The organism is Janthinobacterium sp. GW458P (assembly GCF_002127585.1).
Lineage (GTDB): Bacteria > Pseudomonadota > Gammaproteobacteria > Burkholderiales > Burkholderiaceae_D > Janthinobacterium.
On the sequence record NZ_NEGZ01000001.1, the window covers coordinates 135422 to 158607 of the forward strand.

A 23186-nucleotide genomic window follows, 5' to 3' on the forward strand; every position below is an offset into this window, starting at 1 on the left:
CGGCGTTTTTTTGCATCTAAAGGATAGCCATGAAGATAGAATCTGCTCCATTTTTCTCCAGCGGCGGCTTGCCGTCCCTGGGCATGCTGGGCGACTATGCGCGCGACTCGTGGCAGCGCATCGTGCTGTACGCTGACGTGATGCGCCGGCGCGGCAACCAGTACCAGGAACACCTGGCCGAGGAAGTGCCGAACGTGCTCGATTTTCCCGCCGAGGTGGTGATGTCGGGCCTGGAACTGGCCCGTCCCGTCAACTACGGCCTGGCGCGCATATTGACGCCTGATGCGCCCGAGCCTGATCCATCGAAGCGCCCGTTCGTCGTCGTCGATCCGCGCGCCGGCCACGGTCCCGGCATCGGCGGCTTCAAGGCGGAAAGCGAGATCGGCGTGGCGCTGCGCGCCGGCCACCCTTGCTATTTCATCGGTTTTCTGCCAGATCCCGTGCCGGGACAGACAGTGGAAGACGTGATGCACGCCGAGGCGGCCTTCCTGGAGAGAGTCATCGCCCTGCATCCGCTCAGCGAGGGCAAGCCCGTCGTCATCGGCAATTGCCAGGCGGGTTGGCAAATCCTCATGACGGCGGCCATGCGTCCGGAATTGTTCGGCCCCATCATCGTGGCCGGCGCGCCCGTGTCCTACTGGGCCGGCTGGCACGGCCGCAATCCGATGCGCTATGCGGGCGGCCTGATGGGCGGCAGCTGGGCCACGGCGCTGGCGGGCGACCTGGGCAAGGGCCGCTTCGACGGCGCCAGCCTGGTGCAGAATTTCGAAAAGCTGAATCCGGCCAACACCCTGTGGAGCAAGCAGTACAACTTGTATGCGAACATCGATACGGAGGCGCCCCGTTACCTGGAATTTGAAAAATACTGGGGCGGCCATGTGTTCCTGAACGACGTCGAGATGCAGTACATCGTCGACAATCTGTTCATCGGCAACCGCCTGGCCACGGCGGAATTGATTACCTCCGACGGCGTGCGCCTGGACTTGCGCAATATCCGTTCGCCCATCGTCGTGTTCTGCTCGAACGGCGACAACATCACGCCGCCGCCGCAGGCGCTGGGCTGGATCACGGACCTGTACCGCGACGACAACGACGTGCTGATGCACGACCAGACCATCGTGTATGCCGTGCACGACAGCATCGGCCACCTGGGCATTTTCGTCTCGGCCAAGGTGGGGCACAAGGAACACCAGAAATTCGCCAGCAATATCGACCTGATCAACCTGCTGCCGGCCGGTATCTATGAAGCGAGGATCGTCGACAAGACGCCCGATACGCCGAACGCGGACCTGGCCAGCGGCGACTATGTGCTGCAGGTCGAGCACCGCGGCATCGAGGACGTGCGCGCCATCGTGCAGCCTAGCGTGGAAAACGACCGCAAGTTCGCTGCCGCCGCGCGCGTGTCCGAAGTGAACCTGGCCTTGTACCGCACGTTTGCGCAGCCTTTGGTGCGCGCCATGGTCACGCCGCAGTCGGCGCGGTTTCTGCAGCTCGCGCACCCGCTGCGCGTATCGTACGAGCGTTGGACCGATCACAATCCGCTGGCCAGACTGGTGGCCAGGGAAGCGGAAAAAGTGCGCGCCCAGCGTCAGCCGGTATCGCCCGACAACCCGCTGCTGGCCATGCAGGAGGCGTTTTCCGGCGCCATTACGGCTGGCTTGAACAGCTGGCGCGACTGGCGCGATACGCTGCAGGAAACGACCTTTGACCTGGTGTATGGTTCGCCGCTGGTGCAGGCATTGACGGGACAAGCCATCGGCGATACCGCGCCGCCGCGCCCCCATCCAGGCATCTCGCCCGAGCATTGCGAATACGTGCGTTGCGAAACGCGCAAGATGGACGAGGACATGCAGCGCGGCGGCCTGGTGGAGGCAGCCGTGCGTGCGCTGTTCTATATCTACCGCTTCCGCATGATCGCCGACGAACGCAGGGTCAACCTGGCCCTGAAACTGATCAAGCCGCAATACCGGCAGGATGTCAGCATGGAGGAGTTCCGCCACATCGTGAGGCAGCAGGCGCGCCTGATGCTGCATGATTTCGATGCCGCCATCGCCGCTTTGCCGGCCTTGCTGTCGCGCGCCGATCCGGACGACATCGGCGCGCTGGCCGAGTGGCTGCAGCAGGTGCTGCAGGTGCCCGAAGCGCCGACGCCGGACGAGGAGGCGAGCCTGCAGCAGATGCTGGGCGTCTTTGACCGCGCCGCCACGGCGCAGGAAAAGGCACCGCAGCCGGACGCGCGCGCCTCCCATGCCGGACCCAAAGCCAAACCGGCCAAACACATTACCCCTGTCTAGAAGACCACGATGACTACTACCCAAGACGATGATTTGAATATCGTGCGTAACCGCACCTTCGAGCAGATCGCCATCGGCGACACTGCCAGCATTACGCGCACCTTGAGCATGGACGATATCTCCCTGTTCGCGGTGATGTCGGGCGACGACAATCCGCAGCATCTCGATACGGAATTTGCCGCCGCCAGCCGCTACCAGGGCGTGATCGCCCATGGCATGTGGGGCGCGGCCCTCATTTCCGCCGTGCTGGGCACGCGCCTGCCCGGCGCCGGCACCGTCTACACGGGCCAGACCCTGCGCTTTTTGCAACCCGTGCGCGTGGGCGATACCTTGGACATCAGCGTCACCGTCACGGCGCGCGAGCCGCGCAGCCGCCACGTGACCCTGGCTTGCCGCTGCGTCAACCAGCATGGCGCCGTGGTGCTCGACGGCGAAGCGCAGGTGATTGCGCCCGCCGAGCAGATCGAACGCGCGCGCGCTACCCTGCCGGAAGTCCGCCTGCATAACGGCGACGGCACGCGGCGCCTGCTGGAGCACGCGCGCACGCTGGGCCCCATCAGGGTGGCCGTGATCCACCCCTGCGATGAACTGAGCCTGTCGGGAGCCCTCGATGCGTATGCGGCAGGCCTGATCACGCCCGTGCTGGTGGCGCCGCGCGCGCGCCTGGAAGCGGTGGCGGCCGAAGCGGGCCTGAGCCTGGCCGGCATCGCCATCGAGGACGTCGAGCATAGCCATGCGGCCGCCGCGCGCGGCGCCGAACTGGCGGGCAAGGGGGAAGTCGAGGCGCTGATGAAGGGCAGCCTGCACACGGATGAACTGATGTCGGCCGTGCTATCGGCCAGTGCTGGCTTGCGCACCAAGCGCCGCATCAGCCACTGCTTCCTGATGCAGACGCCCGCCTATCCGCGCCCCTTCATCATCACGGATGCCGCCATCAATATCGCGCCGAACCTGGCCATGAAGGCCGACATCGTGCGCAATGCCATCGACCTGGCGCACGTGATCGGCGTGGCCCGGCCGCGCGTGGCCATCCTGGCCGCCGTGGAAACGGTGAACGCGGACATGCCGGCGACTTTGGACGCGGCCGCCCTGTGCAAGATGGCCGACCGCGGACAGATCACGGGCGCCATCCTCGACGGCCCGCTGGCTTTTGATAACGCCGTGTCGATCGCCGCCGCCACCGTCAAGGGCATCGTCTCGGAAGTGGCGGGGCGTGCCGACATCCTGCTGGTGCCCGACCTGGAAAGCGGCAACATGCTGGCCAAGCAGCTTGAATACATGGGCGACGCGGACAGCGCCGGCATCGTGCTGGGCGCGAAAGTTCCCGTCATCCTCACCAGCCGCGCCGATTCGCGCGCCAGCCGCATCGCCTCGTGCGCCATCGCCGTGATGCTGGCCAACCATTACCGGAGCACGCCGCCATGAACGCGCCATTCACCCACGCCGACGGCACCCTGATCCTGGTGCTCAATTGCGGTTCGTCGAGCATCAAGTTCGCCCTGTTCGAGCAGACGGGCGGCGTGCTGCCGCAGCAGGCGCAATGGAGCGGCAAGGTCGAAGGCATCGGCCGCGAAAGCGCCACGTACCGCGCCGGCGGCCTGCCGGCGGTCGCCTTGCAGCTGGACCCGCAGCAGCCGCATCACGCGGCGCTCGAATACATCCGCGCGCAAGTGGTGGCGCAGCTGGACGGGCGTGCGCTGCGCGCCGTGGCGCACCGCGTGGTGCATGGCGGCAGCAAGTATTTCGCCCCAGTGCGCATCGATTTCGCCGTGCTGGCGGACCTGAAAAGCTATGTGCCGCTGGCGCCCCTGCACCAGCCGTTCGCACTGGAAGCGATCGAGGTGCTGCTCACATCGCGGCCCGACATCGCCCAGGTGGCGTGCTTCGACACGGCCTTCCACCATACGGTGCCGCAGGTCGAGCAGATGCTGGCCCTGCCTTACGATGCATGGGAACGGGGCTTGCGCCGCTATGGTTTCCACGGCCTGTCGTACGAATACCAGTCGCTGGTGCTGGAACAGCGTTTTGGCGCTGTCGCGCGCGGCAAGGTCATCGTGGCCCACCTGGGCAGCGGCGCCAGCCTGTGCGCCATGGACAATTTGCGCAGCGTCGCCACCACCATGGGCTTTTCCGCGCTCGACGGCCTGATGATGGGCACGCGCTGCGGTTCGCTCGATCCGGGCGCCGTGATCTACCTGATGGAAATCGAAAAGCTGTCGCTGGAAAAAGTGGCGCATGTGCTCTACCACGAGTCTGGCTTGCTGGGCGTGTCGGGCGTGTCGGCCGACCCGCCCGTGCTGCTGGCGCAGCAGGAGCGGCAGGATGCCACGGGCGAACGCATCCGCGCCGCGCTGGCCCTGTATATCCGCCGCATCGTGCGCGAGATCGGCGCCCTGACGGCCGTGCTGGGCGGACTGGACATGCTGGTGTTTACGGCCGGTATCGGCGAGCACAGCGCCGAGTTGCGGCAGCGCATTTGCGCCGAGCTGGGTTTCCTCGGCCCCGTGCTCGATGCGCAGGCCAATGCGCGCAACGCCAGCCGTATCTCCACCGACGCCAGCCGCATCGTGGTAGGCGTGGAGCCGGCCAACGAGGAGTGGGTGGCGGCACGCCACGCGGCCCTGGCCGTGGGCGCATGAAGATCTGAAGCGTAGGGCAGCGCTCGATGGGAAATTTGCTGAAATGCACATATTTTCCGTTGAGTGCGATAACGCACAGTCTGGTTTTTGTTTTGTCTTTACTATGAAGTCATGCCATTGCGCTACATCAAGAAACAGCGCGATGCCTGGCAAATTTTGAACATTTTGCCCGCCTTTAGTAAGAATAAAATTAAACCATATTGAAAGGTCTCATCATGAACAAATTACTCGCCGCCCTGATCGCTACCCTGTTCGCTACCGCCGCCTTCGCTCAAACCGCGCCGGCCACGGAAGCTGTCGTGAAAGCCCAGGCTTCCGCGCAAAAAGACGTCAACAAGGCTGCCGCTTCGGAAGCCAAGGTCGATGCCAAGGCTGACGCCAATGTCGCCAAGGCCGAGATGAAGGCTGACGAAAAGAAAGCTGACGCCCATCACAAGGCAAGTAAAACCAAGGCCAAGGCCCACGATAAAGTTGTCAACGCCGATGCGGAAGACAAGCTGAAAGCGGAAGCCAAGGCAGACAAGACCGATGCCAAGGCCGATGCGAAAGCGACCAAGGCCGCTGTGAAAGCGAATGCCAAGGTCGCCAAGGAAAAAGTCGAAGCGAACGCCGACAAGGCCATCGCCGCCACCAAAACGGAAGAAGCCAAGGCCAAGGCCGACGCTGAAGTCAAGGCTGCCGCCGCAAAATAATTCGCCATTTGCGCGTGCAGGTTTCCCTGCAGAAAAAAAGACAGCTTCGGCTGTCTTTTTTTTTGTCGGCCTTTTGTGCCGGCCTTGCCATCCTTGATGTGCCTCAATTCCCTGCCTGATCGGCGTGCCATAGTGAACTGGCAGACAGACGAAGGGAGACATCATGAGCACCGCTAAAACGAAAAAGACACCGGCAACCGGTTCGGCTGAAGGCGCGCCTGCCATGCAGTCCATGCCGGTGGAGGGAGACGTGCATGCCGGCACTGATGTGGACGACGCAGACGCCATGCCGGGGCCGCGCCTGGGCGTGTCCTATGCGGACCAGGCTGCCATCCATGCCGGCGCCGTGGATGCCGCGCCATGCCCGGTGGCGGCATGCAGCAGGCATCGCAGGGCATGGCCGGCGCCAGTTGCATGCACGTGGGTGATGGCGGCGGCATGGGCGGCGACCGCGATGGCGGGGGCGGCGCAGGGGGCATGGGCGGCGACGGTGGTGGGCAGGGCAGTGGCACGCCTCAGGTGCGCACCTGCGCCACGATGGATGTGCATCGCCGCTTGCTGACCGAGGATCCGTCCTATGCAAATATCCGCGCCGATATTGAAAACCTGGCAGGACTGTATGAGGGCGACAGCAGCATTGCCGGGCGCTCCGGCGTGACGCAGATACCGGTGGTGGTGCACGTAGTGTGGAACACGGCGGCGCAGAATATCTCGGATGCGCAGATCGCCAGCCAGATCGATGTGCTGAACCGTGATTACCGGCGCGTCAACCCGGATGTTAACAACACGCCGGCACCCTTCCTGCCGCTGACGGCCGATGCGCGCGTGGAATTCGCGCTGGCCGCGATCGATCCGAATGGCGCGGCCACCAGCGGCATCGAGCGGCGCCAGACGACAGTGACGTCCTTCGGTGCCGACGATGCCGTCAAATCGCAGGCGACGGGCGGCATGAATGCCTGGCCGGCGGACACCTACCTCAATGTCTGGGTCTGCCAGCTTGGCGGCGGCCTGCTCGGCTATGCGCAGTTTCCCGGCGGCCCGGCCGCTACCGACGGCGTGGTAATCCTGCAATCGGCCTTCGGCACGACCGGTACGGCGGCGCCGCCCTTCCACCTGGGACGCACGGCCACGCACGAAATCGGCCACTGGCTGAACTTGAACCATATCTGGGGCGACGACGGCACGGGGTGTTCGGGCACGGACAACGTGGCCGACACACCGAACCAGGGCGGGCCGAACACGGGCCAGCCTTCGTTCCCCCATATTTCCTGCAGCAATGGGCCGAATGGCGACATGTTCATGAACTACATGGATTATGTGGACGACCCCGCCATGTTCATGTTCACGGCGGGCCAGGTGGCACGCATGCAAGCCTGTCTCGATGGGCCGCGCGCCAGCATCGGCACGGGGACGGGCGGCACGGGCGCCACGCCGCGCCAGAGTTCTTCACCCGTCGTGGCCTGGGGCGCGAACCGCCTCGACGTCTTCGTGCTGGGCACGGACCGCGCGCTGTACCACAAGGCCTGGAACGGCACGGCCTGGGCGCCGTCCGTCACCGGCTATGAAGGGCAGGGCGGCATCTGTACCAGCGCGCCGCAGGTGGTGTCGTGGGCGCCGAACCGGCTTGACGTGTTTGTCACGGGCACCGACAGCGGCTTGTTCCACAAGTGGTGGAACGGCACGGCCTGGGGACCGTCGCTGACGGGCTACGAAGCGATGGGCGGCTTGTGCGTGGGCGACCCGCGCGCCGTGGCGTGGGGGCCGAACCGCCTCGACGTGTTTGTCGTCGGCACGGACCGCGGCCTGTATCACAAATGGTGGAACGGGTCCGCCTGGGGGCCGTCGCTGACGGGATACGAAGCCATGGGCGGCATCTGCCTGGGCCAGCCGGAAGCCGTGGCGTGGGGGCCGAACCGCCTCGACGTGTTCGTCATCGGCACGGACCGGGCCCTGTACCACAAGTGGTGGAACGGTACGGCCTGGGGACCGTCGCTGACGGGCTACGAGCGCCTGGGTGGCATTTGCACCTCGTCGCCGAAGGCGGTGGCCTGGGGACCGAACCGGCTCGACGTCTTCGTCAGCGGCACCGACGGTGCGCTGTACCATAAATGGTGGGATGGCGCGAAATGGGGGCCGTCCGTTGACGGCTTCGAGCGCCTGGGCGGTATCTGCGTGGGCGAGGTGGACGCCGTGTCGTGGGCGGCCAACCGTCTCGACCTGTTCGTCATCGGCACGGACAGCGCGCTGTACCACAAGGCGTGGAACGGCTCGGCCTGGACGCCGTCGCTGACGGGCTTTGAGAGCCTGGGCGGCGTGTGCACCTCGCGTCCGCGCGCCACGGCCTGGGCGGCGAATCGCCTTGATGTCTTTGTCACTGGCACGAATGGCGCCCTGTTCCACAAGGCGTGGAACGGTACGGCCTGGTCGCCATCCGTGAGCGGCTATGAAAGCCTGGGCGGCGTGGTATCGTGTTTCTGATGGCAATATTGTAAACGGGAGGCGGCATGCATGATATGACAACGGTACTTCCCAGCGGCAGCTGGACGCATTCCTTCGAGGAGGATGCCGATGGTATCGAGGTGTACCGGCCCACCGCCACGTTTGCCTTTCCTCCCAGCCGCAAAGGGCGCAAGGTACTCGAATTCGGCGCACCCGCCGGCGCCATGGCGCAAGGGGAGGCGACATTGACGTCGATGGCGCCCGGCCCCGACGACCGTCCCCGCGCCGGCCCCGTTACCAAGCTGGTGCCGCTGGGCATGGGCCGCTATGCCTTGGGGGATGCAGCCGGGAAGCAGGATGTGATCGATATCGTCGAAGCGACACCCGACGTGCTGCGCCTGGCGCGGCATTAAGGCTGGCCGCGCAGCTTGTGCGCGAGCGCCGTGCGGTTGCCCACGTCCAGCTTCTCGTAAATTGCATGCAGTTGGTTGCGCACGGTGGCCGGTGACTTGCCCAGTTCCCTGGCGATGCTTTTATACGGCAGACCTTCGGCTGCCATGGCCGCCACCAGCCGTTCTGCCGGGGTCAGGCGCTGCATGGCGGCCTGCCTGAAACGTTGTTTGTCATCCTTGCTCTCCTGTCCGTGGGCGGCATGCCGGTGGCATGCCTGCAGGGATAACGGGAGCATGGCGCGTATCTGTAAATTTATTTTCCCCTACCGCCGCCAGGTGCGATGGGCAAAAAAAAAGACAGGCGAGCCTGTCTTTTTGTCTCGCTTGATGGCGGTCAGCCGATGGGGGTCATGGACACCGGTTTCAGCTTGGCCGCCAGCGCCTTGCCCTTCTTCGCGCGCTTGCCGATGTGATCGGCCAGGGCGGTTGCACCGAGCGAGGCATCCTGCGGCTTCGAGGCCCGGCCGATGCCGGAGACGACCACGCCGCGCTGGCTGATCGGCTGCACAGCCAGCAGCTTGTCCTTGCCTTCCAGTTCGATCAGCTTGACGCCTGTACCGCCCTTGGACAGGGTTTTCATCTCAAGCAAGCCAAATACCAGCAGGCGCGCACCTTCCGTCAGGCAGGCCACGGCGCTGGCGGCTTCCGGGATGACCTTCGGTTCGAGCGGCACGTCGCCGTCATCCAGGGTGATGAAGGCCTTGCCTCCCTTCAGACGGCTGACCATGTCGCCCGCCTTGGCGATGAAGCCGTAGCCGGCGCTCGACGCCAGCAGCAAGCTGGTGGCGCCATTGCCCGCAAAGTAATGCAGGATGCGCACGGCGTTGCCGGGCGTGCCGCCGCTCAGGTCGCACAAGGTCGTAATCGGCACGCCGTCGCCGCGCGCGTTGGGCAGCGCCGAGACGGGCACCGAGTAAATCTTGCCATTGTTGCCAAAGCCGAGCAGTGTGTCCACCGTGCGGCACTCGAAGGCGCCATGCAGGGTATCGCCCGCCTTGAACGTGAACTGCGCCGCATCGTGGCCGATGCCGGTGCGCGCGCGCACCCAGCCTTTTTCCGAGATGATGACGGTGACCGGTTCATCGACCACTTTTTGCTCCGCCACGGCTTTTTGCGCTTCCTCGATCAGGGTGCGGCGCGCATCGCCAAACTGCTTGGCGTCCGCTTCGATTTCGCGGATGATGGCGCGCTTCATCGAACCCGGGTTGTCGAGCAGGTCTTGCAGCGACTTTTCTTCCTTGCGCAGCTCGGCCAGTTCCTGCTGGATCTTGATCGTTTCCAGGCGCGCCAGCTGGCGCAAGCGGATTTCCAGGATATCGTCGGCCTGGCGCTCGGACAGCTTGAAGGCTTCGATCAGGGCCGCCTTCGGCTCATCCGAATTGCGGATGATCTGGATTACCTTGTCGATATTGAGCAGGATCGCTTCGCGCCCTTCCAGGATATGGATGCGGTCCTTGACCTTGCCCAGCTTGTAGCCGGTGCGGCGCGTGACGGTCTCGAAGCGGAAATCGATCCATTCGCGCAGGATGTCGCCCAGGCCTTTCTGGCGCGGACGGCCATCGCCGCCTATCATCACCAGATTGATCGAGGTCGACGATTCGAGCGACGTATGCGCCAGCAGCATCAGCATGAATTCCGTCTGGTCCTGGTTCTTCGACTTCGGTTCGAACACGAGGCGCACGGGTGCGGCGCGGCCAGATTCGTCGCGGATGGTGTCGAGCGAATTGAGGATCAGCGCCTTCAGGGCCACCTGGTCCGGCGACAGCGCCTTCTTGCCCAGCTTGATTTTCGGATTCGTCAGTTCCTCGATTTCTTCCAGGACCTTTTGCGACGAGGTGCCCGGCGGCAGTTCCGTGACGACCGCTTGCCACTGGCCGCGCGCCAGTTCCTCGATCTTCCAGCGCGCGCGCACCTTCATGCTGCCACGGCCGCTCGCATACATGTCCTGGATTTGCGATGGCGGCGTGATGATCTGGCCGCCGCCGGGGAAATCGGGGCCGGGCATGATGGCCATCAATTCGGCGTGCGTGATCTTCGGATCGCGGATCATGGCCACGGCCGCCTTGGCCACTTCCGCGAGGTTATGCGACGGGATTTCCGTCGCCAGACCCACGGCGATGCCGGAGGCGCCATTGAGCAGCACCATCGGCAGGCGGGCGGGCAGCAGCTTTGGTTCTTCCGTCGAACCATCGTAGTTGGGCTGGAAATCCACCGTGCCCATGCCGATTTCATCCATCAGCAGTTTGGCGATCGGCGTCAAACGTGCTTCCGTGTAGCGCATTGCCGCCGCGCCGTCGCCGTCGCGCGAGCCGAAGTTGCCCTGCCCGTCGATCAGCGGGTAGCGCAGCGAGAAATCCTGCGCCATGCGCACCAGCGCATCGTATACGGACTGGTCGCCGTGCGGGTGCAATTTACCCAGCACGTCGCCGACCACGGCCGCCGATTTGCGGGGCTTCGCCGTGGCATTCAATCCCAGCTCATTCATCGCATACAGGATGCGGCGCTGCACGGGCTTCTGGCCATCGCAGACGTCGGGCAGGGCGCGGCCCTTGACGACGGAGATGGCGTAATCGAGATAGGCACGCTCGGCGAAGGTGGAGAGGGTCAGCGCTTCGCCGTCGAATACCGGTTCATCCGGCTCGGTCGGCTCAGGCTGGGCATCGTCAAATAAATTGGTTTGTGTGGACATGGCGCTTATTTCGGTGTTAAGTGGTTGCGGTTGAATTCATGGAGCTGATTATGACAGCCCGGGTCTGGATAAGGCGGCGCCGTAGCGCAGGTAGATGCAGCGCACGGTGAAGTACAGCACGATCAGGGCCAGCTCGACGCCGTTATGCATCATCGACATGGCACGGACGGGCGCGGCCTGGCCGGCCAGCAAGACGCTGCCTAGGGATGGCACCAGTACCAGCGGCCAGACCGTCCTCCAGCGCAAATCGCTGGGCGAGATCAGCAGACCGGCGCACGACCAGGCATACAGCGCGGCACCGAGCGGCACGGCTGGCAGCAGCTGCAGGTACAGGGGCAGCAGCAGGCCGGCGCAGCCGATCAGCCATGCTACGCGCAGGCGCGGCAAGCGCTCCACGGGCAAGCCGCATTCTTCATACAGGCCGCCGGCGCTGCGCAAGGCCAGCAATAACAGGCAGAACATCATCGGCATGCCATTGGCGATGACGAGTGCCGTAGAGCCTTTGCCGTTCATGAACATGGCGGCGACCATTGCCAGGCCCAGGGCAGCGGCGAGCAGCACGCCGTTGAGCAGTTGGCGGTTCATGGCATATGCCAGCAGCGCCGAGGCGCACAAGCCCACCGAGGTCGCGATGCGCAGCGCCTCGCCCCGTTCGGGTAAAAACAGCAATAGCGCCAGCAGCAGATAGGGCACGATCCAGGCCAGTTGCAGCAGCCCGGGCCGCGCTTGCAGCATGGGCAGGCGTTTCTGCAGCGCTTCCTGCAGTGCCTGCAGCCGCGTGAACAGGGGGGCGGGCCAGCGCAGCGCATGCATGGCCAGCAGGGAAAAGGCCAGCACCTGGAATCCCAGCAGGCTGGCATACGCGCCCATGTCGCCCAGGCTGACGCCGGCGACCTTGAACAGGCTGGACAGGATTAGGTGCAGCACGAAGCCCAGGCCTGCCGATGCGAAGGCCGTCTGTTTGAAATAGCGCCGCGAAAAAACCGCCTGCTCCCATTGCTCGAACAAATCCGTATCGAGTTTATAGGCCAGCATGTCGCCATGCTGCCAGCGTATCGTCTGCAGCAGCCCGCGCAGCTGCAGGTTGAATTTTTTGTCCAGCATCTGGCGCACATACGCCGACGGCGGCTGTTGCGACAGGATGCAGTCCAGGCCGGGATAGCTGTCGCGGTTGTTGCTGAAATGGGCGAACGAGCGGTCGGCCCGGTAGCGCTGCACGGCAGCGCGTACCAGGTCGCCATGGCGGCGTGCCAGGTAGGAAAAATCGTATTCCCAGCCCAGCTGCTCGAACAGCGCGTTGCGCAGCGACAGGTTGTAGCCGGCGCTGGCGCAATAGCGCAGCGCGCACACGTCGAATTCCTCGCGCACGTCGAGGTTGAGCAATTCTTCGCGCTCGAGGAAGCCGGCCAGCACGGCGGCCGCATCGCGGCGCCGCGACTGTTCCAGGAATGCCTGCCACAGGCTGGCCGCTTCCTCGACGGGATCGATGGCGACCACGCCCCATTGTTCCGGTGGCGGCATGCATTCCGGTGCTGGCTCATCGGGGACGCCCCACAGCTCCGCAGGCGCCTCCTGCGCCGCGTGTGTCTCTTGCGCCGCGTCGGCGAGAACGCCCCACAGTTCGGCCGCCGGCGCTTCCGCTGGTATGTCTACTGCCGGCGTCTGCGTTGGCGCCGGTGGCGTCAAGCCGGTGTCTGTCTTTAAGCCGGATGCAAGGGCAGGAGGCAGACGCGCCGGGTCTGACTCCGGTCGTTCAGCCGCTGGCATGGCGTGCCGCTCTGCCAGCTCGGCGGCAAAGCGCGGCGCATGACGCAGCGCATATTCATAGGCGTCGCGCAGCTCCTGGAAGGCGGCCGGGTCGTCTTCCGGCCGCGTTACCTTCAGGCGTTTCGCGTAGGCGCGCTTGAGCACGCGCTCGTCGCCTGTCGGCGCCGTGTCCAGGATGTCCCACAGGTTGCGTTCAGCGCTGTACGTGCCGCCGTCCATCAGTGGTCACTCCCGTTCTGGGACAGGTCGGGTAAAGTGGTTTGCAGGGGCATGGGCGCGCGTTCAGGCATGGACGTTCTCTTGCTGGTTTTCATAATACAGATTGGCCAGAATCAGCGTGGCGATGAGCGGCAGCAGGGCTTCCGGCATCATCAGGCGGCTATCGGGCAAATTGGAAAAAAAGGAGGTACTTGATGCCAGCGTGAGCTTGACCAGCAGCAGGGCCGGCCATAGCAGATGCCGGGACACGCTGGGCATCGTGAATTGGTACAGCGGCACCCCGGCCAGGCACCACAGCCAGGCCAGCACCGGCGCCAGGCCGGCCGGCAGCACGCCTGCCGCTGCGACAAAAAACAGCAAGGTGCCGCCCATCAGCCAGGTAATGCGCAATCGGTGGCGCCATGCCTTTGGCAAGCCCAGGGCCGGATACAGTTGCGCGCCGCCGCGCGCCAGCAGTATCAACAGGCACAGGCTGAAAGCAAAACAGGCACTGGCAGGAAAGGACTCGAAGGCGGTTTCCCGCATCAGCCAGGTCAGCAGCGATGCAATCGGCAGCAGGAGCAGATAGGCGCCCGGCTTGAAATGCGCTGAGGCGGCAAATGTCGCCAGCAGCGCGCAGGCTGCAAGCAGGATCGTGGCGCCAGAGACCAGTATCGGCGATGGTCTGTTGACAAACAGCAGCAGCGACAGAGCGGCATAGGCATACACCCAGCCGAATTGCCATTGGTGCCGATACCGGTGCTGCTGCAGGTAGACGCCAAAGTGCTGCTGCCTGAACTGCGCCATCCGCTCAAGCAGCGCGGTGGGGCGGTAAAAGGTAAACGCGGCGTAGGCCGAGAAGGACAGCAGCTGTGACAGCACGAAAAAAATAGAATAAAAGGAGTCGATGCCGAAGAGCCCCCAGCGTTCATGCATGAGCAGCGCGAGCCCGTAGACGGCGAGGCCGGTCACCGCGGAACGTACGGCGGTGCTGGTGAAATATTTTTTGGCGCGGGCTTTGCCCTCCCACCAGGTGATCGATGCGGGATCGATCTTGTAGGCCAGCAGGTCGCCATGATGCGCGCGCATGCCCTCGATCAGTGCCAGCATGGTCTGCGTCAATGTGCCATCGCGCAGACAGAACGCGGATGCCGGCGGCGTGGCCAGCAGCAGATCGAGGCATGCACCGTACTCTGCGCTGCGGCGCAAATAGGCCAGCGAAGACGTCGCGTTGTGGCGCCCGACCATGACGCGTGCCGCGTCCGCATCCATTTTGTGCAATTGCGGCAGCCGCTGGTCCCACTGGTAGTGCTCGATGAACCGGCCGCGTGTGGCGTCATGGCACGCAGCCGTGGCGCAGTAGCGCAGGGCCAGGCGTTCAAATTCCTCGCGCACGGCGAGGCGGGTCATCGCTTCACGCTTTTCCAGCGTTGAGAGCTTGATGCCAGTGCCGGAGTTCAGCCATTCCTGCCACAGGATCTGCGCTTCCTTCAGGGGATCGACTGTCAGGGTTGGCGGTGCCGGTGGACGCGCCGCAGGCGGCACTTTGCCGAAGTCGAGCTTCGCGGCAGCCAGTGGGGCTAGTGTCGGCAGCGTGTCCGTGGCGGCCGGGGGCTCAGGCGCCGCGACTGGCAGCGCCGTTGTTCCGGCGTCGGCAGGCTGCTGTTGTTCCTGGCTGTGCGCCGCGACGCGCAATGCATATTCATAGGCATCGCGCAGGCGCTGGAATGCTGCCGCACCGTCTTCAGGACGGTTCAGCTTTAACTGGCGCGCATAGGCGCGCTTGATGTCGCGTTCATCGCTCGTCTTGGCGATGTCCAGGACATTCCAGATATCCAGCGTCTCGTTACCCGTCACAGGAAACTGTCACTTTCTATTTCCGTGAGTATCGCCGCAAACGCCGTACGCGCCTGCCGGATAACGGCTGGGTCCTGCGTCTCCAGCGCGGCCTGGAAGTTGGCTGTATGCGCGGCGATGTAGTTGCGCACGTCGCCCAGCGACTGTTCGTACAGGCGGTCCGCGCGCGTGACCAGGGTACGGTTTTCCAGCTGCTCGCGCGGGTGGATTTTCAGGTCGGCCAGCTCAAGAAAACGCTGTTCAATCTGCTCCGGCGTCATCACGCCGGCATTGTCGCTGATGACCATCTTGTGCCGTTCCTGCGTGGCCAGCACCGTCACTTCCGCTTCCAGCACGCCGCTGATGTCATAAGTGAAGCGTACGTCAATGCCGATCTCGCCCGCTTTTTTTGGGGGAATCGGGAAGCTGATCTTGCCAAGGAAGACGTTATCGGCCACCAGGCGCGACTCGCCCTGGAAGATCGCCACGTTGATTTCCTTCTGGTTGTCGTAGATGGTGGTGATGTTTTCCGTGCGCGAGACGGGCACCACGGAGTTGCGCTCGATGATGGGCAGGTAATGGCCGCCTTCATACTGATTCGGGCCGATCTGGCGTGAAATCGAGATGCCCAGGGAATATGGCGCCACGTCTGTCATGACCACCTCGTCCAGCGCGGCGTCGCGCATCTTGAGGCCCGCCTGTACGGCGGCGCCCAGCGCCACGGCTTCGTCCGGGTCCAGATGGATGGCGGGGAAGCGGCCGAACATGCGCGACACCAGCTTGCGTACCAGCGGCATGCGCGTGGCGCCGCCGGCAAGCACCACTTCATTCAATTCGGCGGCGCGGATGGTGGCGTCGCGCAGCGCGCGTTCCACGGGCAGGCGCAGGCGCGCCAGCAGCGGTTCGCACAATTGCGCCAGCTTGTCTTCGCTGATCTCCCAGCTGTATTCCTTGTCCTGGTAGCGCGTGGCCATGCGCACGGACGGCTGGTCCGACAGCAAGCGCTTGGCCCGTTCCGCCTCGTCGCGCAGCAGCTGTTGCTGGCGCGGGTCCAGCGGGCGGCTGCCGACGGCGCTGCGCAAGCCGCTGTTGTCCAGAAAGGCGTCGACCAGCACGGTGACGAAGTCTTCGCCCCCTAAAAAATTATCGCCGGCCGAGGCACGCACTTCCATCACGCCCTCGAACAGCTCCAGAATCGACACGTCAAAGGTGCCGCCGCCCAGGTCGAAGACGAGGAATTTGCTTTCCTGTTCCTTGTCGCGGATGCCGTAGGCCAGTGCGGCAGCCGTCGGTTCGTTGAGCAAACGCTCCACGCGCAGGCCCGCCAGCTGGCCAGCGATGCGCGTGGCCTTGCGCTGTGCATCGCTGAAATACGCGGGCACGGTGATGATGGCCTCTTCGACTTTGTGGCCGAGGAAGGCTTCCGCATCTTCCTTCAGTGCGCGAAGCACCATCGATGACAGCTCTTCCGGACGGAATTGCTGGGTGCCGAGGACGATCTTCTTTTCGCTGCCCATATAGCGCTTGAAGACGGCCGCCGTCAGTTGCGGGTGGGTCTGCAGGCGTTCGCGCGCGGCGCGGCCCACCAGCACGGTGCCGTCGTCGTCGATGCTCACGCACGATGGCGTCAGGTGTTCGCCCAGTGCGTTCGGGATGATGGATGCCTTGCCGTCGCGCCAGATGGCGACCAGGCTGTTGGTGGTGCCGAGGTCGATGCCGATGATCATCAGATATCCGCCTCCGCTTCATTGCCGTGCTCTTCGATCCAGGCGCGGCGTCCGGCCGCTTCGCCTTTGCCCATCAGCATATTGAAGCGGGCGGCGGAGGCCATGTGGTCGATTTCGCCCAGGGTCACTGGCAGCAGGCGGCGCGTGTCCGGATTCATCGTCGTTTCCCACAACTGTTCGGCATTCATCTCGCCCAGGCCCTTGAAGCGCGAGATGGACCAGGCGCCCTGTTTCACGCCTTCCTTGCGCAGCTTGTCTTCGATGGCGACCAGTTCGCCGTCGTCGAGCGCGTAGATTTTCTGGATCGGTTTTTTGCCGCGCGCGGGCGCATCGACGCGGTACAGAGGCGGGCGGGCAATGCAGATGTGCCCTTTATTGATCAGCGCCGGGAAATGCTTGAAGAACAGGGTCAGCAGCAGTACCTGGATGTGCGAGCCGTCCACGTCCGCGTCCGAGAGGATGCAGATCTTGCCGTAGCGCAGGCCGGACAGGTCGGGCGAGTCGCCGATGCTGTGCGGATCGACGCCGATGGCCACGGCGATATCGTGGATCTCGTTATTGGCGAACAGGCGGTCGCGGTCTGTTTCCCACGAGTTCAATACCTTGCCGCGCAGGGGCAGGATGGCCTGGAATTCCTTGTCGCGCCCCATCTTGGCCGAACCGCCCGCCGAGTCGCCCTCGACGAGGAACAGTTCATTGCGCGCGATGTCCGATGATTCGCAGTCGGTCAGCTTGCCCGGCAACACGGCGACGCCCGAGGATTTTTTCTTTTCCACTTTTTGCAGTGAGCGCTGGCGCGATTGCGCCTGCTTGATGACCAGTTCGGCCAGCTTCTTGCCGTAGTCGACGTGCTGGTTCAGCCACAGCTCCAGCGGCGGCTTGGTGAAGGTCGAGACCAGGCGCACGGCGTCGCGCGAGTTCAGGCGTTCCTTGATCTGGCCCTGGAATTGCGGATCCAGCACTTTTGCCGACAGCACGAACGATGCGCGCGCGAACACGTCTTCCGGCAGCAGTTTCACGCCCTTGGGCAGCAGCGAGTGCATTTCGACGAAGTTTTTCACGGCGCCGAACAGGCCGTCGCGCAAACCCGATTCGTGTGTGCCGCCGTTCGAGGTGGGAATCAGGTTGACGTACGATTCGCGCACGATGGCGCCTTCTTCCGTCCACGCCACTACCCAGGCCGCGCCTTCGCCTTCGGCAAAGCCTTCCGAGTCCGGGCCCGCGTATTGCGCGCCTTCGAACAGGGGAATCAGGGTTTCGCCATTCGATACCTGCGCCAGCGTTTCGGTCAGGTAGCCGCGCAAGCCTTCCGCGTATTGCCAGGTCTGCGTATCGCCGGTCTTCGCGTTGGTCAGGGTGACGGTCACGCCGGGCAGCAGCACGGCTTTCGAGCGCAGCAGGCGCTGCAGCTCCGTTTGCGAGATATTCGGCGAATCAAAGTATTTTGCATCGGGCCAGGCGGTGACGCGCGTGCCGGATTTTTTTCCGTCGCGCGGGGCGGGACGGGAACTCAGGGGCTCGATCACGTCGCCGTTGGCAAACACCATGTGATGCAGGCCGTTGCCGTCGCTTTCCTTGCGCCAGACGGTGATTTCCAGGCGCGAGGACAGCGCATTGGTGACGGACACGCCGACGCCGTGCAGACCCCCTGAAAACGCGTAGGCGCCGCCCGAACCTTTATCGAATTTGCCGCCCGCGTGCAGCCTTGTAAACACGATTTCCACCGTCGGCACGCCTTCTTCCGGGTGCAGGCCGACGGGAATGCCGCGGCCATTGTCTTCGACGGTGATGCTGCCATCCGTGTTTTGCGTCACGGCGATATGCGTGCAATGACCTCCCAGCGCCTCGTCGGAGGCATTGTCGATCACTTCCTGAATGATGTGCAGCGGATTTTCAGTGCGGGTGTACATCCCCGGGCGCTGCTTGACGGGTTCCAGTCCTTTCAGGACACGGATGGATGATTCGCTGTAGTCGGATGCTGGTTTTTTAGTGGCCATACGTGTTCAAGCTAAGTAAAGACAGTGGTTGGAACGCCAGGCCTGGGCACTGCGGGGCGCAATGACAACGGCGGCGATAACTGTATGAATATACAGTATATCCCGTCCAGCGTCACTGGGGGAGGGCAGTGCGGCAGGCATGGCGTCCTTGTGCGGACGCTCGCGCATTCTATCTTGTCCTGCGAGCAATAGCGCTACTCCAAGGCAACAACAGTGCGCTGCGCGCGTGATTTTGCGTCAATTGTGAAGGATTTTATGCGGTAAAGCCGCCGTTTTTACATCTTGTTTACAGCCCCTTCCCCAGTCTTTACGAATTTTTTAGACCCTTTTGGCTAATCTGCTCACTATCAAAACAAACCTGAATGAGGGTGGGAATGGATCTCGTGTATCTGGGCTTGATTGCCGTGTTTTTCGTCGTGGCGGCCGGCTTTGCCGTGGCCTGCGACAAACTGGGGAGCGTCAAATGAATGCCTTTTATGTGCTGGGCGCCGTCGTGTCGGCCGGTTTGCTCGTGTATTTGCTGGTGGCGCTGCTGAAGGCGGAGGAGCTGTGATGACGACGCAATCGATATTGTTACTGGTGGCCTTCCTGGCCGTGCTGCTGGCCGCCGGCTATCCGCTGGGCCTGTACATGGCCAGGGTGGCTGGCGACGGCCCCGTGCGCGGCCTGGGCTGGCTGCAAAAGCTGGAAAACCTGCTGTACCGCTGGTCCGGCCTGCCCGCCGACAAGGCCATGGGCTGGAAAAGCTATGCCATCGCCCTGATCGTCTTCAATACCGTGGGCGCCGTCTTCGTCTACGGCCTGCAGCGCCTGCAGGGCTTCCTGCCACTCAATCCGCAGGGTCTCGGCGCCGTCAGCCCCGATTCCTCGTTCAACACCACCGTCAGCTTCGTCGCCAATACCAACTGGCAGGGCTACGGCGGCGAACAGACCATGAGCTACCTGACACAGATGCTGGGCATGGCGTGCCAGAACTTCTTTTCGGCGGCCACCGGCATCGCCGTGATTTTCGCGCTGTTGCGCGGTTTCGCCTCGCGCTCGGGCAAATCGATCGGCAATTTCTGGGTCGACCTGGTGCGCTCGACCCTGTACATCCTGTTGCCGCTGTCGCTGGCGCTGTCCGTCGTCTTCATGGGCGAAGGCATGATCCAGAATTTTTCCGCCTACAAGGAAGTGACCCTGCTCGATCACGTGGCGTATGCAACGCCGAAAGTGACGGCTGACGGCCAGCCGGTGCTGGACGCGGCCGGCAAACCCGTGATGGAAGCGCAAGTGGCGGCAACGCAGACGATCGCCATGGGGCCCGTTGCGTCGCAGGAGTCGATCAAACTGCTGGGTACCAACGGCGGCGGCTTCTTCAATGCCAATTCCTCGCACCCGTACGAAAACCCGACCGTGCTGTCGAACTTCCTGCAGATGCTGGCCATTTTCATCATTCCCGCCGGCCTGTGCTTCACGTTCGGCCGCATGGTGGGCGACCTGCGCCAGGGCTGGGCCGTGCTGGCCGCGATGACCTTGATTTTTGTCGTCATGACGGCTGGCGTGATGAGCGCCGAGCAACAGGCCAATCCCGCCCTGCAAGCCTTGGGTGTAGACCAGCAGGCCAGCAGCCTGCAATCGGGCGGCAATATGGAAGGCAAGGAAACGCGCTTCGGCATCAGCTCCTCGACCCTGTTCGCGGCAGTGACGACGGCCGCATCGTGCGGCGCCGTCAATTCCATGCACGACTCCTACATGCCACTGGGCGGCATGGTGCCGCTGCTGCTGATGCAGTTCGGCGAAGTGATTTTCGGCGGCGTGGGCACGGGCCTGTACGGCATGCTGATGTTCGCCATCCTGGCCGTCTTCATCGCCGGCCTGATGATAGGCCGCACGCCTGAATACCTGGGCAAGAAAATCCAGGCCTATGAAATGAAGATGGTGTCGCTGGCCATCCTGGTCACGCCAGCGCTCGTATTGACGGGCACGGCGATTGCCGTGATGGTCGAACCGGGCAAGATCGGCGTGGCCAATCCGGGCGCGCACGGTTTCTCGGAGATCCTGTACGCCTTCACCTCGGCGGCCAACAACAACGGCAGTGCCTTTGCCGGCCTGTCCGCCAATACGCCGTTTTATAACGTGATGCTGGCGATCGCCATGTGGTTCGGCCGCTTCGGCGTGATCGTGCCAGTGCTGGCGGTGGCCGGTTCGCTGGCGGCCAAGCAGCGCCTGTCGGCCAATGCCGGCACCATGCCCACGCACGGTCCCATGTTTATCGGCCTGCTGATCGGCGTTGTCGTGCTGGTTGGTGTATTGAATTACGTTCCCGCGCTGGCCCTGGGCCCGATCGTCGAACACCTGCAACTTTTCATAAAATAAGAGGCTACCATGTCACGCACAAGCCTGACCTTGTTCGACTCCGCATTGATCGGCCCCGCCGTCGTCGATGCATTCAAAAAACTCGACCCGCGCACACAGTGGCGCAGCCCAGTGATGTTCGTCGTCTACGTGGGCAGCATTATCACGACCCTGCTGGCCATCCAGGCCCTGAACGGTCAGGGTGAAGCGCCGTTCGGCTTCATCGTTGCCGTCGCCGTGTGGCTGTGGTTTACCGTGCTCTTCGCGAATTTCGCCGAAGCGCTGGCTGAAGGCCGCAGCAAGGCGCAGGCAGCATCCCTGCGCGCCCTGAAGCAGACGGTGATGGCAAAGAAAATGCAAACGCCGAAATACGGCACTTCCTGGCTGCCCACGCCGGCGACCGACCTGCGCAAGGGCATGACCGTGCTGGTCGAGGCAGGCGACGTGATTCCAGCTGACGGCGAAGTGACGGCCGGCGTGGCCTCCGTCGACGAGAGCGCCATCACGGGGGAGTCGGCGCCCGTCATCCGCGAGTCGGGCGGCGATTTTTCCGCCGTCACCGGCGGCACCCGCGTGCTGTCGGACTGGCTGCTGGTGCGCGTGTCCGTCAATCCGGGCGAAGCCTTCATTGACCGCATGATCGCCATGGTCGAAGGCGCCAAGCGCCAGAAGACGCCAAATGAAATCGCCCTGACGATTCTGCTGGTGGCTCTGTCGATCGTCTTCCTGATCGTCACCGTGACCCTGCTGCCGTACTCGCTGTTTTCCGTGGCGGCGGCCGGCACCGGCGCACCCGTCAGCATCACGGTATTGATCGCGCTGCTCGTGTGCCTGATCCCGACCACCATCGGCGGTTTGCTGTCCGCCATCGGCGTGGCCGGCATGAGCCGCATGATGCAGGCCAATGTGATCGCCACCTCGGGCCGCGCCGTGGAAGCGGCGGGCGACGTGGACGTGCTGTTGCTCGACAAGACGGGCACCATCACCCTGGGCAACCGCCAGGCATCGAGTTTCGTGCCGGCGCCCGGCGTGACGGAGCAGCAGCTGGCCGACGCGGCGCAACTGGCCTCGCTGGCCGATGAAACGCCGGAAGGGCGCAGCATCGTCGTGCTGGCCAAGCAGAAGTTCAATATCCGCGAACGCGAGATGGCCAGCCTGCACGCCACGTTTGTCCCGTTCACGGCGCAGACGCGCATGAGCGGCGTGGATATCCCGGCCGGCGAGCATGTGCGCCAGCTGCGCAAGGGAGCGGCCGACTCGATGAAAAAGTATGTGGAAGCGCTGGGGCAGCCGTATCCCGATGAAGTGGCGCGCGCCGTTGACGATATCGCCCGCCGCGGCAGCACGCCGCTGGTGGTGGTCGACGATGGCCGCATCATGGGCGCCGTGGAACTGAAGGATATCGTCAAGGGCGGCATCAAGGAGCGCTTCGCGGAGCTGCGCCGCATGGGTATCAAGACGGTCATGATCACGGGTGACAACAAGCTGACGGCGGCGGCCATCGCCGCCGAGGCGGGCGTGGACGATTTCCTGGCCGAAGCGACGCCGGAAGACAAACTGAAACTTATCCGCAGCTATCAGTCCGAAGGCCGTCTGGTGGCCATGACGGGCGACGGTACCAATGATGCGCCTGCGCTGGCGCAGGCCGACGTGGCCGTTGCCATGAACTCCGGCACGCAGGCGGCGAAGGAAGCGGGCAATATGGTCGACCTGGACTCGAACCCGACCAAGTTGCTGGAAATCGTAGAAATCGGCAAACAGATGCTGATGACGCGCGGTTCGCTGACGACGTTCTCGATTTCGAACGACATCGCCAAGTACTTCGCCATCATCCCGGCCGCCTTCGTGGGCACGTATCCGCAATTGAAGGCGCTCGACGTCATGCACCTGGCCAGCCCTGCCTCGGCCATCATGTCGGCCGTGATCTTCAATGCACTGATCATCGTCGTGCTCATTCCGCTGGCGTTGAAGGGCGTGCAATACCGGGCCATCGGCGCGGCCAGCCTGTTGCGCCGCAACCTGCTGATCTACGGCCTGGGCGGCATCATCCTGCCTTTCATCGGTATCAAGCTGATCGACATGCTGCTGTCCGCACTCAATTTAGTCTAAAGGAACCACC

The 23186-nt window shown here is 63.8% G+C and carries 15 protein-coding genes; 9 read left to right on the top strand and 6 right to left on the bottom strand.

What is annotated here, in order from left to right:
* The first annotated feature begins 83 nt into the window (after positions 1–83).
* From CBW50_RS00600 to CBW50_RS00625, 6 genes are all read left to right on the top strand, one after another.
* Entirely contained in the window at positions 84–2294 is a 2211-nt protein-coding gene (locus CBW50_RS00600) for a DUF3141 domain-containing protein (protein ID WP_226935536.1), read from the top strand.
* 9 nt (positions 2295–2303) lie between these two features.
* The gene (locus tag CBW50_RS00605; protein ID WP_086143707.1) at positions 2304–3719 is read left to right on the top strand and encodes a bifunctional enoyl-CoA hydratase/phosphate acetyltransferase; all 1416 of its coding nucleotides are present in this window, start codon (positions 2304–2306) and stop codon (positions 3717–3719) included.
* Positions 3716–4933 carry an acetate/propionate family kinase gene (locus tag CBW50_RS00610; protein ID WP_086143708.1) on the top strand — a complete coding sequence of 406 codons (1218 nt, stop codon included), beginning with the start codon at positions 3716–3718 and terminating at the stop codon, positions 4931–4933. Before CBW50_RS00605 ends, CBW50_RS00610 begins: the two co-directional genes overlap by 4 nt.
* A gap of 215 nt (positions 4934–5148) precedes the next feature.
* Positions 5149–5625, top strand: coding sequence for a hypothetical protein (locus CBW50_RS00615; protein ID WP_086143709.1), 477 nt, complete (start codon positions 5149–5151; stop codon positions 5623–5625).
* A gap of 375 nt (positions 5626–6000) precedes the next feature.
* Entirely contained in the window at positions 6001–8103 is a 2103-nt protein-coding gene (locus tag CBW50_RS00620) for a M43 family zinc metalloprotease (protein WP_301178796.1), read from the top strand.
* Positions 8104–8129: 26 nt separating this feature from the next.
* Complete coding sequence (locus CBW50_RS00625) at positions 8130–8477, top strand: hypothetical protein (protein ID WP_086143710.1); 348 nt, start codon at positions 8130–8132, stop codon at positions 8475–8477.
* Here the strand turns inward: CBW50_RS00625 and CBW50_RS00630 are convergent.
* The 6 genes from CBW50_RS00630 to CBW50_RS00655 all read right to left on the bottom strand — a co-directional run bounded on the left by CBW50_RS00630 (position 8474) and on the right by CBW50_RS00655 (position 18730).
* The gene (locus CBW50_RS00630; RefSeq protein WP_086143711.1) at positions 8474–8752 is read right to left on the bottom strand and encodes a helix-turn-helix transcriptional regulator; all 279 of its coding nucleotides are present in this window, start codon (positions 8750–8752) and stop codon (positions 8474–8476) included. The two genes, CBW50_RS00625 and CBW50_RS00630, sit on opposite strands and share 4 nt — an antisense overlap.
* A gap of 98 nt (positions 8753–8850) precedes the next feature.
* On the bottom strand, positions 8851–11205 hold the full coding sequence (gene parC, locus CBW50_RS00635; RefSeq protein WP_086143712.1) for a DNA topoisomerase IV subunit A: 2355 nt from the start codon (positions 11203–11205) through the stop codon (positions 8851–8853).
* Positions 11206–11253: 48 nt separating this feature from the next.
* Positions 11254–13191: a J domain-containing protein gene (locus CBW50_RS00640; RefSeq protein WP_086143713.1), complete on the bottom strand. Its 1938-nt coding sequence runs from the start codon at positions 13189–13191 to the stop codon at positions 11254–11256.
* 63 nt (positions 13192–13254) lie between these two features.
* Positions 13255–15027 (bottom strand): J domain-containing protein, encoded by a 1773-nt coding sequence (locus tag CBW50_RS00645; RefSeq protein ID WP_086143714.1) that lies wholly within the window; start codon positions 15025–15027, stop codon positions 13255–13257.
* Positions 15024–16733, bottom strand: coding sequence for a molecular chaperone HscC (locus CBW50_RS00650; RefSeq protein ID WP_086143715.1), 1710 nt, complete (start codon positions 16731–16733; stop codon positions 15024–15026). Before CBW50_RS00650 ends, CBW50_RS00645 begins: the two co-directional genes overlap by 4 nt.
* Positions 16733–18730 carry a DNA topoisomerase IV subunit B gene (locus CBW50_RS00655; protein ID WP_086143716.1) on the bottom strand — a complete coding sequence of 666 codons (1998 nt, stop codon included), beginning with the start codon at positions 18728–18730 and terminating at the stop codon, positions 16733–16735. The genes CBW50_RS00650 and CBW50_RS00655 overlap by 1 nt, the downstream gene beginning before the upstream one ends.
* A gap of 463 nt (positions 18731–19193) precedes the next feature.
* Between CBW50_RS00655 and kdpF the strand changes: the two genes are divergently transcribed.
* The 3 genes from kdpF to kdpB are packed head-to-tail and all read left to right on the top strand — an operon-like array spanning position 19194 to position 23176.
* A complete protein-coding gene (kdpF, locus tag CBW50_RS00660; RefSeq protein ID WP_034746483.1) occupies positions 19194–19283 on the top strand; it encodes a K(+)-transporting ATPase subunit F in 90 nt (29 codons plus the stop codon).
* The gene (gene kdpA, locus CBW50_RS00665; protein WP_086143717.1) at positions 19283–21088 is read left to right on the top strand and encodes a potassium-transporting ATPase subunit KdpA; all 1806 of its coding nucleotides are present in this window, start codon (positions 19283–19285) and stop codon (positions 21086–21088) included. Before kdpF ends, kdpA begins: the two co-directional genes overlap by 1 nt.
* 9 nt (positions 21089–21097) lie before the next feature.
* Positions 21098–23176: a potassium-transporting ATPase subunit KdpB gene (gene kdpB, locus CBW50_RS00670; protein ID WP_086143718.1), complete on the top strand. Its 2079-nt coding sequence runs from the start codon at positions 21098–21100 to the stop codon at positions 23174–23176.
* Positions 23177–23186: the final 10 nt, after the last annotated feature.